This is a genomic window from Paenibacillus sp. FSL E2-0190 (assembly GCF_037992965.1).
Lineage (GTDB): Bacteria > Bacillota > Bacilli > Paenibacillales > Paenibacillaceae > Paenibacillus_AQ > Paenibacillus_AQ odorifer.
Map to the genome: position 1 here is coordinate 815,680 of NZ_CP150306.1, position 17,081 is coordinate 832,760.

A 17,081-nucleotide genomic window follows, 5' to 3' on the forward strand; every position below is an offset into this window, starting at 1 on the left:
GATTAGGATTTTTATGGTTTGGATCCTCTTGTTATAAAGCTATCTAAGGACGAAAATTACAAGCTATAACTTGAAATTGTATTTAAGCTATTTTTTCTAAGACTGCACTTATTTGGAATACCCTTTCTTAATTGAGAGGGTATTTTTTTATCTTTCACAAGGAAGCGAAAATTAAGATTCATAGGATACAATGGGGAAAATAGCTATAAGGGTGCCCTTGTTATAAATATCGGTCAACACACATTTTCTCAAAAATCGGACGTAAGAATTTAAAAGTTTCGTTGTTTTTTCAGCCAAAGAAGTTCTATTCAAAATGCTCTACCTGACAAGATGGTTGTCCCCTGTAAGCGACCGAAACACAAAGTAAGAACCAGAAGTTGCTCCAGTTCTCCATCTTTTGGGACGTTATAGATACGTACTTACGCTTGATTGCCAAATCTCTTTCAGCAGAATATTTATCCTAAAGTCTCCCTTTACCCACCCTCCCCCAGCAACTCCCCAACAGAAACATCCAGCGCTTTCGCAATGGCAACCACCTCATAATCCTGCACAAGTCTATATTGACCTTCCAATCGCGATAAACTGGTTGGGCTGATATCTAAGCCGAAGGTTTGCAACCTGGCGAGGAAATCCTTTTGCTTCATACGCTTAGATTTTCGAATGGCTACAACTTGGGTTCCAATGATATTTTTGTCACCCGGGGGCTCTTTGCGATGCCTCATTTTGGTCTCACCTCACAATTTAACCAAATTGTATGCGAGGTAAGTATTGTTTTAATGCGGATATCGAATTAAAATGAAATAAACCGATAAACGCATTAAAATTTCTATACATCGTCTACAGACATAGCTTTTCCAGGAAGGTGGGGATGCAATGCAACATCTGATGTGCAAATATGAGGAGGAAAAGCGTAAGCTGAATGAAATCGGACAGAAATCACTGGAGCAGGGAATTCCGTTAAGCAGCAATGAAGCGGTTCAGGCCCAGAGTCGTAAGGTTGACGAACTCATTAATCGGATGTATCAAGAAAAAGGAGGACATACAGCGTCATTTCGCTTGAACTTTTATCTTGGAGGGGATGTGGTGGGCTTTCCGGCATGGTTTTTACAGATGATTCAAGGTCGATTGGATGAGGTGACCGCACAGATTGAACATCAATCTGAGCCTAGACATGTTTTTGAAGAAGAGCGCAAAGCTTTTCAAGCGTTGTTTGACTCCGTGGACATTGCACGTATGCCAGAGTTTGAGTACTGGGAGGACAAGCTTCAATTGAAGCAAGCCGTTCTTTATGAACGTCTATATCTACAAGGACTAAAGGATGGCATGCAGCTTGCAAATGGCTTTAATGCCCCTTCAGTTCTCATGGACTAAGACTTGCCCTGTTGCTGACGGAAAAGCACATAGGGATCGGAATCAAAGGGGATAAACACATACTTTATTTTCGGACTGTTCATGCGACAGTCTTTTTTGTATATATGTTTGGAATTGTTGTTGTTTTTCAATGCTGTTCATCCAAAAAGTGAGTAGGCTTCCATTCATAATCCGAATAAAAGTAAACCTTCCCATTTTGTCGAATAACCATACATATTGTAAATCTATATCAGACGAGGTTTTGCTATGTTTAGAGCGCTAAAGTCCTTCTTTAGAAAATCCGACACTAAGCCACCACAGGCAGTGCGCAAGACACAAACTCCCAAGTCGAAACCGAAGGTTGCTTCCACACGAATTGGAGAGTTAGGTGAGCATAAAATCAATATTCAACTCGACCAGTTACCTAAGGAGTGTAAATCATTAAGCGATCTAATGCTCCCTAATCCCAAGTCTCGAACAGGTTACACCCAGATTGATCATATCGTTATTTCCCCGTATTGCTTATTTGTCATTGAGACGAAAAACTACAATGGAGAAATTAAAGGTGGGCGAACGGATCAACAATGGTCAGTGAGCAATCGTTACAAGATGTATAATCCGCTGAAGCAAAACTATGGACATATTAAGGCCATCGAAAGTCTGATTCAAGGTATAGCTGCAGTGAAGTTCATTTCTATGGTTTCATTCACGATGAGATGTCGGTTCAGTATTGATCCGGATCTTCGGAAAATCCACTCGGACGAACTGGTTGTCTATGATGTGGAACTAAGTGAGTTTATCTCTAGGAAGCTGATCAGTTTAAAAACAGGAACTCCTGAACCTTCTATCTCTCCGGCGCAAATACAAACGATTTATGAGCATTTGCTTCAGGCCAATATAACCGATGCGGAGATTCGCAAGCTTCACGTACAGAGAATAAAGCAAAAAAACTAGAAGTATCTGTAAGTTACCTATCATTGGACTAAGGGAGTTAACATAAATGATCAAACAACTACGAAGCTGGTGGAAGGATACAGAGATTACTAACCTAATTGGTCGGAAAAAGGTGGACTTTTCCATTTTTCGTGATGGCACTCATATTCCAGTTGAGTTTCATCCAGATTTTTTGGAAGCTAACCAAGGTCAACAGCCTAGTTTAGGTGAAGGGCGAAAAGTTAAGCTGATCCATGAAGATCGGAACTATGAAGCCACATTATTTAAAATTGATCAAGTATCTGCTGGTCGGGAAGCTCTTCAACTCCGTTATAACGGAAATCAAACGTTGAAGAATTTGTTAATTGAAGCCTTCTCGCATTCATATTCCTACATTAAGCAAGAGAGAACGAACCAACAGGCAGATGATGCGAAGAGACCTCAGGTTGTTGTTCCTGAAGATCAAGCTGAATACATAGATTTCTTTGCCACAGGAGTTCCTTTCGAATACCGTTTAGAGTTTATAACGTTTAAGTCGAAGCCTAACGTGTGGTGGGTGAATCAGGGAGCTACAATTCAGGCGGAGAAGGAAGAGGGCATTCTTTGGGCTCCACTACTGAATTCGCAAGGGCGAAAGCTATATCATTGGGAGACGATGAAGGAAGTCAAACAAGGAGATATTATCCTTCATTATTCGAATAAAGCTATTCGTTATGTAAGCCAGGTAACAGATGCAGCGGTGGAGGCTCCTAAACCAGGATCTATGGCGAATACGAACTGGCAAGAGGAAGGTAGATTGGTTAGAACGGAGTATGTGGAACTTATTCCGCCCATTATGCTACAACAGTTTAATCAGCAAATTATGCAAGTGAACTTAACCCAAGGTCCGCTTCATTCTGGAGGCGGAGTTAATCAAGGATATTTGTTTCGCTTTTCAAGACAAGGACTTCAAGTGCTTCAATCGCTAACTCCAGAGGTCACTTGGCCTGATTTTACCATTCTAGATCAAGATGAGGCTGCCTCCAATACGGAGAGCCCGCATGAGGTGATTCCTATTCTACCGCCATCAGATTCTAGTATTACAACATTGCTCCACCAAATCCAATCCCACATCCGCCGTAAAGGTTTCTTCTTCCCTGAGCACCTTATTGAGAACTTTTACCTCTCGCTAAAGACTAAGCCTTTTGTCATTCTGGCGGGGATATCGGGCACGGGGAAGACTCGGTTGGTAAAGCTGTTTGCAGAAGCTCTTGGTGCAACGGGGATTAACGGTCAGTTTACCTTGATCCCAGTGCGGCCAGATTGGAGTGATCCTGCGGATCTGTTGGGGTACAAGGATCTTTCGGGCAGGTTCAAACCGGGTCCGCTCACGGAAGTATTAGTAGAGGCGCGGAAACCGGAGAATCAGTATAAACCTTATTTTATCTGCATGGATGAGATGAATCTGGCGCGGGTAGAGCATTATTTCAGTGACCTGCTAAGTGTGCTGGAAACACAGGACTGGCAGGAGGGAAAGATCCAGACACAGGATCTCATATCTTCTACCATGCTGGATACGTCTGAGGATCAAGTGAAGTTTGGTAGCCTGGGTATCCCGGAGAATGTGTTCTTAATCGGGACTGTGAACATGGACGAAACGACACATCCTTTTAGCAAAAAGGTACTGGATCGAGCCAATACACTAGAATTCAATTATATTAATCTTCAGCAGTATCCGGATTTGGGTGAGCAGGTAGAGACCAGTGATAGCTCTGACGTTGCCGAACTGAATCATCTTTTTCTGCGCTCTGATTATTTGCAGCTAGTGGATGCCTATGATACCAACAAAGAGCTTGTTGTGCGGACGACAGAGAGATTGGTTAAGATCAATGCTTTGCTTGAGGATATCCACGCTCATGTAGGTTTTCGGGTACGAGATGCGATTTGCTTCTATATGATCTATAACGAACGGTACAAGCTGATGAGTGAGGAAGAAGCTTTTGACTGGCAACTGCTGCAAAAGATACTGCCGCGTTTTCAAGGGAGCCATTCTTCGGTTCGCCGGGTATTGTTGAACTTGATGAAAGGGGCTCTTGGTACCGGATCTGGTGTTACAGTAGACTTCCAAGCTTTTATGGATGATGCTTCTCCACTCTACCTGAAATGGGCTGCTGGCCAAACTCCACCTACGGCCAAACATCCACAAAGTGCTCGAAAATTGGCTTTTATGCTTAGGAGGCTAGAGGAAGATGGATTCACCTCATACTGGCTCTCTTAATCAGACGGTAGAATTGCTCCGTGTAGAAACGGAGCTTTTTACGCTTTTTCTTCAAGGACGGCCTTATCATCCTACGGTGGAGACCTTGCAGCTTCATCGTTCTTCAGGTCAGGAATGGGTGAGTGCGCAGCTAGGGATTTTTTGCTCCGAACGGCTTGGTAATGTTCAGATTAAAGTCTTTTCCCCTGAAGCCCATGGGATGGTGGACTGGCAGCAGAGGGAGTCTGTGTTTCCTTGTTTTTATGAGACACAGTCGTATGAGCTGGTGATTCAGAAGAAGACCGCTGCTAACAACCTATCTTTTTATCATGAAAATGTGCTGCTTCGGCAGGCAATTAAGCCTCTAGGTGAGACTATTCTTGCGGGTGTTCTGAACTTTGGGAATGAGGTAGGTTTGACGGAGTGGGAGATCCGTAGTTCAGGACAGGCTTTGCTGCGGGTAGAGATGGAGATCTTTCCCTCTAAAATGGATTACAAGCTGGATTACCAGAATATTTTAAATGAAGTGAATGAGCAGATTTATAATTTGGCCTTTGATTTTTTGCGAAAAACCTACCAATTAACAGGCCTGCGGGAAACGCAGCATCAGAGCTTGACGGAGTTTTTCACTATACTTCAGCATGTATTTAGACAGCTTCTGGATGCGGTTGAGCGGATTAACAAGAATCCTAATTATGCTCTGCTCCAGGATCGCCGACTAGTGGACGCCAATCGGGTCAAAAAGGCCGGAAGAGAGAACATCCGCGAGCTCGCGAAGCATCCTGAACGATTAAGAGAAGACATGAACCATGGATTCTTGACCATCGGCAGTCGGAATTACACAGCCACACATTTAATTGAGACACGAAGACGCCTCGCCTATGATACTAATGAGAACCGGTTCATCCGCTGGATGCTGGAACGCATTCATGGAAAGTTGAAAGAGCTCAAGGGTCGCTGGAAGATTAAAAACCGAACCCCAGATCCATTACTAATAAAAAGGATAGACACCATGCTCACTCAGCTAGAGCGGGTGCTCAAGATGGATTTTTTGCGTGAGGCTGGAGTGCTGAAGCAGATGTCCGTTACGCTGGTGCTGCAGATGGCCCCTGGGTACCGCGAGGTCTACCGCTGTTATCTCATGCTGCTCAAAGGCTTGTCGATCCAAGGCGATCTGCTGCGCCTATCCATGAAGGATGTTGCTCAGCTCTATGAGTATTGGTGTTTCTTGAAGCTGAACCAACTCCTGGGTCAGAAGTATAAGCTGGTGAAGCAGGATATCATTAAGGTGAATCGGAACGGCATTTTTGTTACGCTTGACCGCTCGCAGAGCGCTAATATGGTGTACGAGAATCCAGTTAACGGGGAGCAGTTCATCCTGTATTATAATACGATTCCTGGCTCGGATAAGACACCGACGCTCAATCAGCGTCCGGATAATGTGCTGACACTGAAGAAGAAGGATGCTGGCAAAATCAAAGAGTATAAGTATGTCTTTGATGCGAAATACCGTTTAAATCCGGCTTATGAAGGCACTTCCTATCACGGGACTTATAGACAGCCTGGACCTGAAGAGGATGATATCAACACGATGCACCGCTATCGGGACGCCATTGTGTATCAGGAGAAGGGATCGGAAGAATATGAGCGAAGCATGTTTGGCGCCTATGTTTTATTCCCCTACCCGGATGAGGAGCGGTATAAGACCCACCGATTCTACAAAAGCATCGAGCTATTGAATATTGGCGCTTTGCCATTCCTACCGAATTCTACAAGCCTAGTGGAGCGATTCTTGGATGAGATTATTCAGGATAGTCCGGAAAAAGCTTATGAACGCTCGACTCGTCCACGCGGCACGAAAGAATACTATACCAACCAGCTCGCGGGCAAAAATGTGCTTGTTGGTTCTGTCCGGGGACCCGAACAAGTGGAGGTGGCGCTGCGGAAAGCTTTTTATCATATGCCGTTAAGGAATCTTGCAAACCAGAAGATCCTAACGCAAATTGAATACGTAGCGATGTGCCAATCCCGTAAAAAGTTCATTGATCCTGCAAAAACGGGGATTCACTGGGTAGGGAAAGTAGCGGATTGGAAGGTGTTGCGGCGTAATGAGATTAAGGAGGTTCCTTGTCGGCCGGGTACAGAAGAGGACCTTTATGTACGATTTACGGTTGAGGAATGGGAAGGAATTATGTCTCCTATCATGCTAGGTGGTCAAGGAATACAAACGGTGCTCTATACGAGTAAATATATTATGGATCGTGCCTTAGAGATTGCGGAGCTTCGCCTGGAAACGGAGAGTGACCTTCGTGAATGGCGTGAGAAGCGCCGAAAGGGCAGAGTGAAGGTGAAGTTGGATCATGAGCAGTATGTGGACTTAGGGAAGGTTGTTGAAGTTCGGAATATTTAAAGTTAGTGAAAATGAAGTAAGGTTTGTTTAATGAATTCCATAATTATGAATTTATTGTTGACAACCCCAGTGGATTAAAATATAGTAATCCCATCAGATTAATACAAATTATTGATGTTTAAATTTTAGTGATCGTGAGTACGAAACGGAATATGCTGACTGGTTCAACCAGAGGCTCAGGGGACAAACGCTAGTCGTTGTCATCTGAGTCTTTTTGGCGAACAATCACTTTCCCGTAATAATAACTAACAGAGGTGAAGTCAATGGCTGCTGCTGAAAAAATCAGATTTGAGAGTGTCACCAAAACGTTCAGTGTCCGAGATTCTAAGCAAAAGGAGGGAACGCAGCAATTCACGGCGGTAAAAGAGTTGGACTTTTCCGTAAGAAAAGGTGAATTCATAACGATAGTGGGGCCAAGCGGGTGCGGTAAGTCAACTTTGCTTGATTTGATTAGTGGTTTATCATCCCCAACACAGGGTCGCATTTTAATAGATGGTCACCCAATAACAGGTCCAGGCCTTGATCGAGGTATTGTGTTTCAGCAGTATGCTTTATTTCCGTGGAAGACCGCGCGTGGCAATATTGAATTTGGGTTGGAAGCAAAGGGGATCCCGAAGCATGAACGTAGCGAACAGGTTGGACATTTTCTTTCGTTAGTTGGGCTTAGTGATTTCGGAGACCGTTATCCACATGAGCTTTCCGGAGGGATGAAGCAGCGTGTAGCCATTGCCAGAAGTCTTGCCTTTAACCCGGACGTCTTGTTAATGGATGAGCCTTTTGCCGCACTGGACGCCCAAACACGTGAATCCCTGCAAAGTGAGCTTTTACGGATTTGGCAGAAGACCCAAAAAACCATCATATTTATTACGCATGGCATTGATGAGGCCGTTTATCTTGGGGAGCGGGTAGTCGTCCTGACACCAGGGCCCGGGACGGTGAGGAAGATTGTAGATATTCCGCTTCAATCACGATTGGAAGATGCGGATATTCGCTCACATCCTGATTTTGTGAAGGCTCGACATGAGGTATGGGGTTATTTGCATGAACCTGAATACAAAGGTGCATATATTTAATCTATAAAGGGGGGGATTCCCATCGAATCCGTTAAGTCTGTTCATTCAACGTTACAGTTAAAGAAACGAAATCCTATTTCTTTTTCCGGCGTGCTTAAGGTGTTCAAACAGTCCATTGTCTTAGTCTTATTGTTCTTACTATGGGAAGTCGCACCACGGACGGGCTTAGTTGACGCAGCATTTTTCCCGCCTATTTCTGAGGTAATCACCGCCTTATGGAATTTGATAGCTTCAGGTGAGCTATTCACTCATTTCTTAGCGAGTATCATTCGCTCGTTCAGTGGATTTGCATTAGCGTTAGTGATTGCGATCCCGTTAGGTTTATTAATTGGCTGGTATCCCTTAGCTAGGGAGCTATTAAATCCAGTGTTGGAATTGTTCCGAAATACGGCTGCGCTCGCTTTACTTCCGGTATTTATGCTGCTGTTAGGGATTGGTGAAACCTCTAAGATTACAATCGTCTTATTTGCTTGCACATGGCCTATTCTTCTAAACACGATTGCTGCTGTAGGTAACGTCGATCCCTTACTTATTAAAGCGGCTAAATCCATGAATATTAAGTCGTTCAAATTATTTCTGAAGGTCATTTTGCCGGCATCCGTGCCAACTATTTTTACAGGGATTCGAATGGCAGGAACAGGGGCGATATTAGTATTGATTGCGGCAGAAATGGTAGGTGCAAAAGAAGGCTTAGGCTATTTAATCACTTATTCTCAATATAACTTTCAGATCCCTCAAATGTACGCCGGTATATTAACCATTGCTTTGTTGGGTTTGCTAATCAACCAAGGCTTGACCATGCTCGAGCGTAAATTTTCTAAATGGAAGCAACCGGTGAATGAATAGAATGGGGATTATGAAGTGATATTTTTTATGAATAATACCAACTAAACAAGTTGAATTAATTGTACTTAAAACAATCTAAAAAGGAAGAGTGGCGGAGGGAAGTTTGGAACTGTAGCTCAGAAAAATACAATTCATTTGGAAAAGGAGAAGCGAGATGAACAAAACAGTAGCACTGCTTATACTTGTAGGCTTGGTTAGTGGTATTTTATCTGGCTGCTCAGAGGGGAAGTCCTCCGCCAAAAGTGGAGAAGATCAGATCCTGCAATATCAGTCTGCACCTGGAAGTGTGTCTTTCCCAGAGCTGGCCGCCGATTTAGGTTACCTAGGAGATTTGAAGCTAGAGTCTATAGGTGACAGCGTGGGTGGTCCGGAAAGTATTCAATTAACCGCGACGAAACAAATTGACTTTGGTGCAGCATTCAATGGAGCCATTATTAAATCCTACGCCAAGAATGTAAAAATAAAGTCCGTCATTGGCTCCTACGGCAGTGATAAAAATACGTATGTAGGTGCATATGCCCTCGAGGGGGGAGCTATAAAGTCGGCTAAAGATTTTATTGGTAAAAAAGTAGGGGTGAATATTCTCGGTGCCCATTCGGAATTCGTCATTAAAGATTATTTACGCCAAGGCAACTTGACCGAAAAGGAAATTGAACAAGTAACCTTAGTGACAGTTCCAAGTTCTAGTGCAGAACAGATTCTGCGAAATCATCAGATCGATGTGGTTATGTTAAGCGGGATTGCCCGGGATCGGGCTTTAACAACAGGTGGGGTCGCAGAAATTTTTAAGGATATTGATGTGTTTGGCACAGAGTTTACTGCGGGTGATTATTTCTTTACAGATCAGTATATCAAGGAGAATCCGAATACCGTCAGGCAATTTGTAGATGGAGTTGCAAAAGCCATTGAATGGGCCCGAACGACACCTAGGGAGGAAGTAATTAAACGATTCGAGGAAATTATTAATAAGCGTGAACGAAAGGAAACCACAGATAATCTTAAGTTTTGGAAGAGTACGGGCATCTCTGAAAAAGGCGGCGTGATTACACCTTCGGAATACGATGTCTGGATTGATTGGCTTGTGGCAAATGGGGAGCTAAAGGAAGGCCAAGTGAAGCCGGAAGAGTTATATACGAACGAATTTAATCCTTTTGCTAAATAATTTTTTATATGAGTTGAATCTACAACAATCTAAAAAGGGAGAGTGGCAGAGGGGAAGTTTGGAACTGTAGGAGCGTGAGCATCCGCCTTTGTGTACGGATTTCCTTAATAGAAAATCAAACAATAGGAGTGGTTAACATGACAAAAAAACAAATGAAATTAGGGGCATTCATTAATCTACCCGGTCATCATGTAGCAAGCTGGCGTCATCCTTCTTCAGGGGCAAGTCGGGCATTTGATTTGGAGTATTTAACGGAGATTGCACAAACGGCTGAGCGTGGCAAGTTCGATATGATATTTTTTGCAGATGTATTAGGTCAAAAGCTGTCCGGAAATGCACAATCATCATTAAAGCTAGATCCCGTTATTATTATCTCCGCACTTGCAGCAGTGACTAAGAATATCGGGCTAACGGCCACGTTGACTACTACCTATAACGATCCATACCATGTTGCGCGTAAATTCGCAGCGATTGATCATTTGTCCAAGGGGCGTGCCGCCTGGAATGTAGTAACATCAGCCAATGAGGGTGAAGCTCTCCTGTTTGGTAAAGATAAACATTTGCAGCATGCGTCCCGCTATGAACGTGCTGAGGAATTTGTGGAGGTTGTCAAACAGCTCTGGTTGTCTATTGAGTCTGAGGCGCTTGTTATCGACAAGGAGCAAGGTCGGTATTTAGATGTAGAAAAGGTACATCCTGTTGATCATCAGGGAGCTTGGTTTAAGGTACAGGGTTCACTGGATTCATCAACCACACCACAAGGGCATCCCGTGATTGTTCAGGCCGGATCGTCTGAATCTGGAAAAGAGTTAGCCGCGAAGACCGCAGAGGTTATTTTTACAGCATGGCAGACGCTTGAAGAAGCGCAAACCTTTTATCGTGATGTGAAAGGGCGGTTGGCTAAATATGGACGTAAACCGGAGGACTTGAAGATTATGCCGGGTGTGTTTATTACTGTAGCGAAAACAGAGGAAGAAGCTTTGCTGAAGCAGCAGCAATTAAACAGCTATATTTTACCTGAAGTAGGACTATCGTATTTGTCGTCTTTCACTAACATTGATCTGTCAGGGTATGATGTCGAAGAACCACTTCCGGAATTCAGTTCAATTGAAGATGACACCAATCCGCGGATCCGCTACAACATTATTCGTGATATCGCCAAACGTGAGAATCTGCAATCTATTCGTGCAATCTATGAGCGTATCGCTGGAGCACGCGGACACCGGGAAATCGTTGGAACCCCTGAACAAATCGTAGATCAATTAGAAGAATGGTTCTTAAACGATGGTGCAGATGGATTTAATGTGATGCCTCCCCATTTCCCGGAGGGCTTTAACGATATTGTTGAATTAGTGATTCCTGAATTACAGCGTAGAGGCTTATTCCGTACTGAATATGAGAGTTATACGCTTCGAGGAAATTTAGGGCTATCTGTACCTGTTGTAACAACACTTGAAAAAGCACTAACAAGTGCGAGTACAGGAGGGAATGTGTAATGAGCAAAGCAGTCATTATTAATGGAGGAAATACTAGAAAATCTCGATTAACAGCTATTCATCAGCAGGTTGAAAGATTTCTAACGCAAGAGGGGATTTGGCATAATTCGATCTATGTACATGAGTTACCAGCGGACGATTTGCTTACGGCCAATTTCGCCAGTGAGGCGATTCTGCGGGCCAATGCGCTAGTGGAAGAAGCGGATATTGTCGCCGTATTAACGCCTATCTATAAAGCCTCCTATACGGGAATCTTGAAGACCTATTTAGATCTCCTTCCGCAAAAAGCGCTGGTTGGTAAGCGAATTGTACCTATTGCTATTGGGGGTTCGTTAGGCCATCTTCTAGCGATTGAATATGCATTAAAACCCGTCTTATCTGTACTGGGTGCTACTGAGATTTTAAATACGGTTTATTTCTTGGATCGGCAAATTGAACGTTTAGAAGCTGATGGGTATCGTATTGATGAGGAAGCGGAGCAGCGGCTAACCGTGGAATTACTAAAGCTTGCACCTGCAAAAATAACTAATTAGACTAGGGAGAACAGGAAGTTAGGGGTTAACGTTAACGCAGCCTTTCGGGGTTGCGTTTTTTGTGTTGTGATTGTTAATCTCATGAACCAACGTTGAAAAAGGTCCCTAGTCTCCATTTGGTGAACTATAAGTTGTATGATGGTTTCTTGCCATCCCACGATTACATCAAAACATTTGTTAATGGTTTGGGCGTTTCTCCGTATTAACATATGTAAGTTTCTTCACAACAAATTGCGCAATTTGTTTAGCTTTTCGATGAAGGTGAGGTGGAAGGAGGGTGGAGATGGAGGTTATCCAGGGTAAAGTGGAGCGTTACATGAATAACGAAAGATCACGTGAAGCTATCATGTCCAAAGAGGAATTTATCCGGATGTATGATACGTACTACCAACGTGTTTACAAATATATCTGTTATCGGATTAATAACCACCATGCAGCAGAGGACATATGCAGTCAGGTGTTTGAGACTGTGATGTGTAAGTATTATAGTTTTTCACAAGAAAAATCGAATTTTGAGGTGTGGCTGTTTGCCATTGTAAGAAATGCTGTGACGGATTACTTTCGGGCGCAGAAGAAAAGAAGCTATACCTCACTGGATTCGTTGCTGGAGCTTATATTTCCCAAGCCGTCTCCTGAGGAGCTGGCGATCCGTGAGGATAATAATCAAGCACTGTTCAAGGCGCTCTCCAAGCTGCGTGAGAAGGAACGAAATATCATTGCAATGAAATATGGGGCTGGGCTGAAAAATTCCGAAATTGCACAGATCATAGGAGTTAGTGAGTCCAATATCGGTGTCGTAGTATATAGAAGCTTGAAAAAACTGCATATTTCCTTAAAGGCAGGAGGGTTCAAAAATGAATAAGAAAGATGATCTCACCAAATTCAGCAAAACCATAGAACTGCTTGAGAATGCCGAACAGGGCAGCACTACCGCCAAAGAAAGAATCTATAACCGCTTGATATACAAATTGGACCATGGGGCACTTAACCCCCAATCAGAGATAAAGGACGGGATAACGATGAAAAAAAGCAGCTGGAGAAATGCAATAGTGATTGGCAGTGCAGTAATTTGTCTGGGTGGAGCATTCTCTGCAACCTCCTATGCACAGGATATGTTCCAGTCGATCATGGCAAAGTTTGAAGTGGGAAATCTCGAAATCACACAATACGATAAGGAAATCCCATCGGCTGCACAGTCAATGACTCCATCTGAAGATGCCCAAGGTGGGGAGAATGCGGTCATTGAATTGCCGGTTGCAGCTAAGTTGAGCCTAGATGAAGCACGTGCAGCACTTGGCATGAACTTCCCGGCACCCGACTGGATGGGAGATTATGAGTTTGTGAATTGTGTTCTTCAGGGGACCAGCATGGTTGAAGTGCAGTATAATTCCGGAGAGAATGCTGTGAATTTTCTAATCTCCAAGGGCGGGGACAATGGGATCAGCACTACGGAAGAAGTGAAGACAGAAGTAATTAACGGGACTAAGGTTTATTATGCAAATGGAATTGTGATTTGGGAAGAGGATGGCTATACAGTAGAGTTGTATTCCCAAGTAGATTTTGACCAAGCTACACTAGGGAAAATCATTGAAAGTTTTAACATTGGTGCGCCTGTTCAGCCTTTAGAGCAAGGTCAAGTGAAGGAGAACTTGCAAAAGAATGGCGCAGCAGTTGCAGCTCCGGCTCCGGCTGTAGATTCGGAATAAAAGACTTACTCTGGGCAGCAGCAGCCTATAGTTACACACAGAAGACGCGAGGGGATTAGTCCCCTGAGCGTCTTCTTTTTTGAGCACACTTTTATAGAACGTTCCCCAACCATTGCCACCCCCCAAAAACAAAAGTATAATTGATAATGATTATCAATTAATGAATGAATAAAGAGTTAAGTGCATTTATATAAGCAGTAAAGAGGTGACAGCATGCAAAAACAATCGCAGAAGACAGATTTAACTGAGGTTAGAAGATATATAGAAAAGAATTTCACGAAGCACCTGTCTTTAGCACATTTAGCTAATCTTTCTGGTCTTAGCTCCAGTTATTTTTCCTCGGCGTTTAAACAGGAATATATACAAAGTCCAATGGAGTATGTTACCCAGCTGCGGATTCAAAAGGCTAAACAATTATTGCAAAAGGAAGACGTTCGCTTGAAGTTTATAGCAGAAGCGGTTGGATATAGTGATGAGTTTTATTTTAGCCGAGTGTTCAAAAAGGTTGAAGGGATCTCGCCAACGATGTATTCCAGCCAGCAAAAATCAAATATCGGTGTTGTAACTGGGAACATGATGGGGTATCTACACGCGGCAGGGATCATCCCGTTTGCTGCACCTTTAAGTGCAAAGTGGACACCGTACTACTATAATTTGTGGGCGCAAGAAATCGAGCATAAGGTAACCTTGACGCAAAACAAAAATTATTGCAGCCCCAATGAGCTATTGCATTTGCCAATTGATCTTCTTATTTCTCCCAAAGATTTGTCGTCAGAGCTGGTAAAACGGATAGAGGATCATTTTCCAATCTATTGGCTGGATGATAAGCAAGATTGTTTAGTAGCCTTAACTGAACTTGCTGCCCGACTAAATAAACAAGAAGAAGCGAAACAGTGGATCACACAGTATAGGGCAAGATTGGAAGACGTTCGGCGCAGGTTAGACTGGACCTCTACACCACCTAAAGTTCTAGTTATACGTATCTATCAGCAGCAAATCTTTGCTTATTGTAATACAGGCATTCAGCATCTTTTATTTCAGGATTTGGGAGCGGAATCTAGTTATGAGCAGCCCGGTCTATATAATACTGAGATTACTTTTGATGAATTAGGTAAATTGAAGGTAGATAAGCTGTTTACGATTATCTGCCCCGATGATGAGTCACGAGCAACATGGCATCATTTGCAGAGAGAGGTTGGGTTCAGACAGTTAGAGGCTATTAAGCAGCAACAAATCTATGTTATTCACTCCGATCCTTGGTTTGAATATTCGCCTGTAGCTTTAAAGCGGATGCTAGAGGAAGTTGCAGTAATGATGATACCTTGAAAATGTACATGTCTAATCATAAGATGTTACATGGTCAATGCGTCCTATCTCTTATACACTCAATACTGAGAATGATTATTATTGAGAATATAGGAAAGAGGGAAGGTCTATCATGAAGGGGTTTAATACAAAAACAATAAGTTATGTTGTAATGGTTGGTTTATTATCCATTCTACTAACAGCTTGCGGCGGCAATAATACAGCTAATCAGCAAGCAACAGATACTCCAGTAACAACCAGTGAAGCGAGTGCAACTGCAACCGATGAACCCGCTGTACAAGAAACGGAAGTAGCGGCTAGAGATGCGTTTGTAGTAACAGACCAAGTAGGCAATACAGTAAACATTCCGGGGACTGTACAAAAGGTGTATGCCCCTGGTCTAGAGGATTACTTAGTTACCCTTGGTGTAACCCCAGTAGCCCAATGGTCCACGGGTGAAAGACCGCAGCAGTATCTACAGGATACGTTAAGTGGTGTAAAAGAAATCAGCTTCGCTAATGGTGTTCCCTCTCCAGAATCTGTAGTAGATTTGGAGCCGGAATTAATTATATTCCCCACTGCTTTTTATGCACAAAATGGTGTTTATGAAAACTACTCGCAAATTGCTCCAACTTACGTGTTTAAGAATGCACTCGGCAATGTAGTGGAGGCCACAGAAACGATTGCGAAATTGCTAGGTTTAGAGGATAAAGCAACAGAAGCTATTGCTGCTTACGATACAAAGCTAGAAGCAACTAAAGCACAGTTAGCCAGCGTTTCTGCCGGTAAAAAAGCAATTTATATTAATGCGAATGCCCGTGCAATCTTTTTAGTGGGTAACTTCCATTACGGGGGTTATGTGCTGAGTGAGCTAGGCTTTGCTCAAAGTGCTCTTGTAGAAGGAGAAATGTCCGCTGATATTTCGCTGGAAATGTTGTCTGATTTAGACGCTGATTATATCTTTATTAACGATAATGATGGTCTGGGAGATGCTTTCCTGGCAGACATTAAAGCTAGTCCTTTATGGAAGGCGCTGCCTGCAGTTCAAGCAGGTAAAGTGTTCGAGGTGGATGGCGATCACTGGAGATCCAGTGGATTAATTGCTTATCAAAAAACGATGGACGATATTGTAGCGTTCCTGCTGCCATGATTATCAAACCGTACGTAAAACCAAACTATGAAACGATGTTGATCACGAGTAAAGCTAATCATAAGGACTATGAAATCTTTATTGCAAAACCGTTGGATGAGTCTGCAAAAGATGGCTACGGCGTCATTTATGTTCTTGACGGCAATGGGCTTTTTGAAACCGCTGCTGAAATCACCCGATTGCTGACGCGTAAGCCTAAAGGCTATCCACCCGCGATTGTTGTTGGCATTGGTTATCCTGGAGGTGAGGCGTTTGATACCGTGCGTCGAACCTATGATTTAACCATGCCAGCCGAGCTCGCGAATTTACCGAAACGTCCCAACGGGGAGCCTTGGCCTGAATTTGGCGGGGCAGATGAGCTGCTAGCTTTTTTTGAAAAAGAGTTAATGCCAGCCATTGCCCAGCGGTTCGTTATCAATAAGCAGAAGCAAGCATTGTTTGGTCATTCCTTTGGCGGATTATTTGTTCTGCATGCGTTGTTTACACAACCCACCTTGTTCTCACATTATATTGCAAGCAGTGCTTCCATCTGGTGGAATGATTACGCACTTTTAAAGGAGTATGAGAATTTTAAAGCTGATTTACACAGCAATACGCTAAGTCAGTTACCTAAAACGCTTATGATTGCCGGTGGAGAAGAGCTGGATTATATGGTCAAGGATAGCTTGGATTTATGTAACAGCATGATGGCCTTACACCTTCCAAGCTTTGAAGTAAGCTGGGCATTGCTTGAGCAAGAGGAGCATGTGAGCGTAATCTCGGGTGCGATTAGTCGGGCCGTCAAATTTTTGCTTACCACATCCTCTGACTTAAGTTAGATAGAAATCATATTCGTTTGCATCTGAGCTGGCCCTTGGCTGGCTCTTTTTGTAAAGTGAAGG

Annotated in this window: 15 protein-coding genes; 14 read left to right on the forward strand and 1 reads right to left on the reverse strand. The window is 43.3% G+C overall.

The window, feature by feature from the left end:
• Nucleotides 1–473: 473 nt before the first annotated feature.
• Nucleotides 474–722: a helix-turn-helix transcriptional regulator gene (locus tag NST25_RS03520; protein WP_340393325.1), complete on the reverse strand. Its 249-nt coding sequence runs from the start codon at nt 720–722 to the stop codon at nt 474–476.
• Nucleotides 723–873: 151 nt separating this feature from the next.
• Between NST25_RS03520 and NST25_RS03525 the strand changes: the two genes are divergently transcribed.
• The 14 genes from NST25_RS03525 to NST25_RS03590 all read left to right on the forward strand — a co-directional run bounded on the left by NST25_RS03525 (nt 874) and on the right by NST25_RS03590 (nt 17,018).
• Entirely contained in the window at nt 874–1,371 is a 498-nt protein-coding gene (locus NST25_RS03525; RefSeq protein ID WP_340393326.1) for a hypothetical protein, read from the forward strand.
• Between the two features lie 246 nt (nt 1,372–1,617).
• Entirely contained in the window at nt 1,618–2,304 is a 687-nt protein-coding gene (locus NST25_RS03530) for a nuclease-related domain-containing protein (RefSeq protein ID WP_076308470.1), read from the forward strand.
• A 46-nt stretch (nt 2,305–2,350) separates the two neighbouring features.
• Entirely contained in the window at nt 2,351–4,540 is a 2,190-nt protein-coding gene (locus NST25_RS03535) for an AAA family ATPase (protein WP_340393327.1), read from the forward strand.
• Nucleotides 4,512–6,929: a restriction endonuclease-like protein gene (locus NST25_RS03540; RefSeq protein ID WP_340393328.1), complete on the forward strand. Its 2,418-nt coding sequence runs from the start codon at nt 4,512–4,514 to the stop codon at nt 6,927–6,929. Before NST25_RS03535 ends, NST25_RS03540 begins: the two co-directional genes overlap by 29 nt.
• A 263-nt stretch (nt 6,930–7,192) precedes the next feature.
• The gene (locus tag NST25_RS03545) at nt 7,193–8,002 is read left to right on the forward strand and encodes an ABC transporter ATP-binding protein (RefSeq protein WP_081387204.1); all 810 of its coding nucleotides are present in this window, start codon (nt 7,193–7,195) and stop codon (nt 8,000–8,002) included.
• Nucleotides 8,003–8,077: 75 nt separating this feature from the next.
• Entirely contained in the window at nt 8,078–8,848 is a 771-nt protein-coding gene (locus tag NST25_RS03550) for an ABC transporter permease (RefSeq protein WP_254857081.1), read from the forward strand.
• 154 nt (nt 8,849–9,002) lie between these two features.
• Nucleotides 9,003–10,010, forward strand: coding sequence for an ABC transporter substrate-binding protein (locus tag NST25_RS03555; RefSeq protein ID WP_076305265.1), 1,008 nt, complete (start codon nt 9,003–9,005; stop codon nt 10,008–10,010).
• Between the two features lie 137 nt (nt 10,011–10,147).
• A complete protein-coding gene (locus NST25_RS03560) occupies nt 10,148–11,506 on the forward strand; it encodes an LLM class flavin-dependent oxidoreductase (protein WP_340393329.1) in 1,359 nt (452 codons plus the stop codon).
• A complete protein-coding gene (gene ssuE / locus NST25_RS03565; protein WP_076190086.1) occupies nt 11,506–12,039 on the forward strand; it encodes an NADPH-dependent FMN reductase in 534 nt (177 codons plus the stop codon). Before NST25_RS03560 ends, ssuE begins: the two co-directional genes overlap by 1 nt.
• Before the next feature lie 283 nt (nt 12,040–12,322).
• Nucleotides 12,323–12,901, forward strand: a complete 579-nt coding sequence (locus tag NST25_RS03570; RefSeq protein ID WP_340393330.1) for a sigma-70 family RNA polymerase sigma factor — start codon at nt 12,323–12,325, stop codon at nt 12,899–12,901.
• Nucleotides 12,894–13,745: a hypothetical protein gene (locus NST25_RS03575; RefSeq protein WP_280753637.1), complete on the forward strand. Its 852-nt coding sequence runs from the start codon at nt 12,894–12,896 to the stop codon at nt 13,743–13,745. The genes NST25_RS03570 and NST25_RS03575 overlap by 8 nt, the downstream gene beginning before the upstream one ends.
• 213 nt (nt 13,746–13,958) lie before the next feature.
• Nucleotides 13,959–15,071, forward strand: coding sequence for a helix-turn-helix domain-containing protein (locus tag NST25_RS03580; RefSeq protein WP_280753638.1), 1,113 nt, complete (start codon nt 13,959–13,961; stop codon nt 15,069–15,071).
• 112 nt (nt 15,072–15,183) lie between these two features.
• Nucleotides 15,184–16,200, forward strand: a complete 1,017-nt coding sequence (locus NST25_RS03585; protein WP_339189542.1) for an ABC transporter substrate-binding protein — start codon at nt 15,184–15,186, stop codon at nt 16,198–16,200.
• Nucleotides 16,197–17,018, forward strand: a complete 822-nt coding sequence (locus NST25_RS03590; RefSeq protein ID WP_340393331.1) for an alpha/beta hydrolase-fold protein — start codon at nt 16,197–16,199, stop codon at nt 17,016–17,018. Before NST25_RS03585 ends, NST25_RS03590 begins: the two co-directional genes overlap by 4 nt.
• The last annotated feature ends 63 nt before the right edge of the window (nt 17,019–17,081 follow it).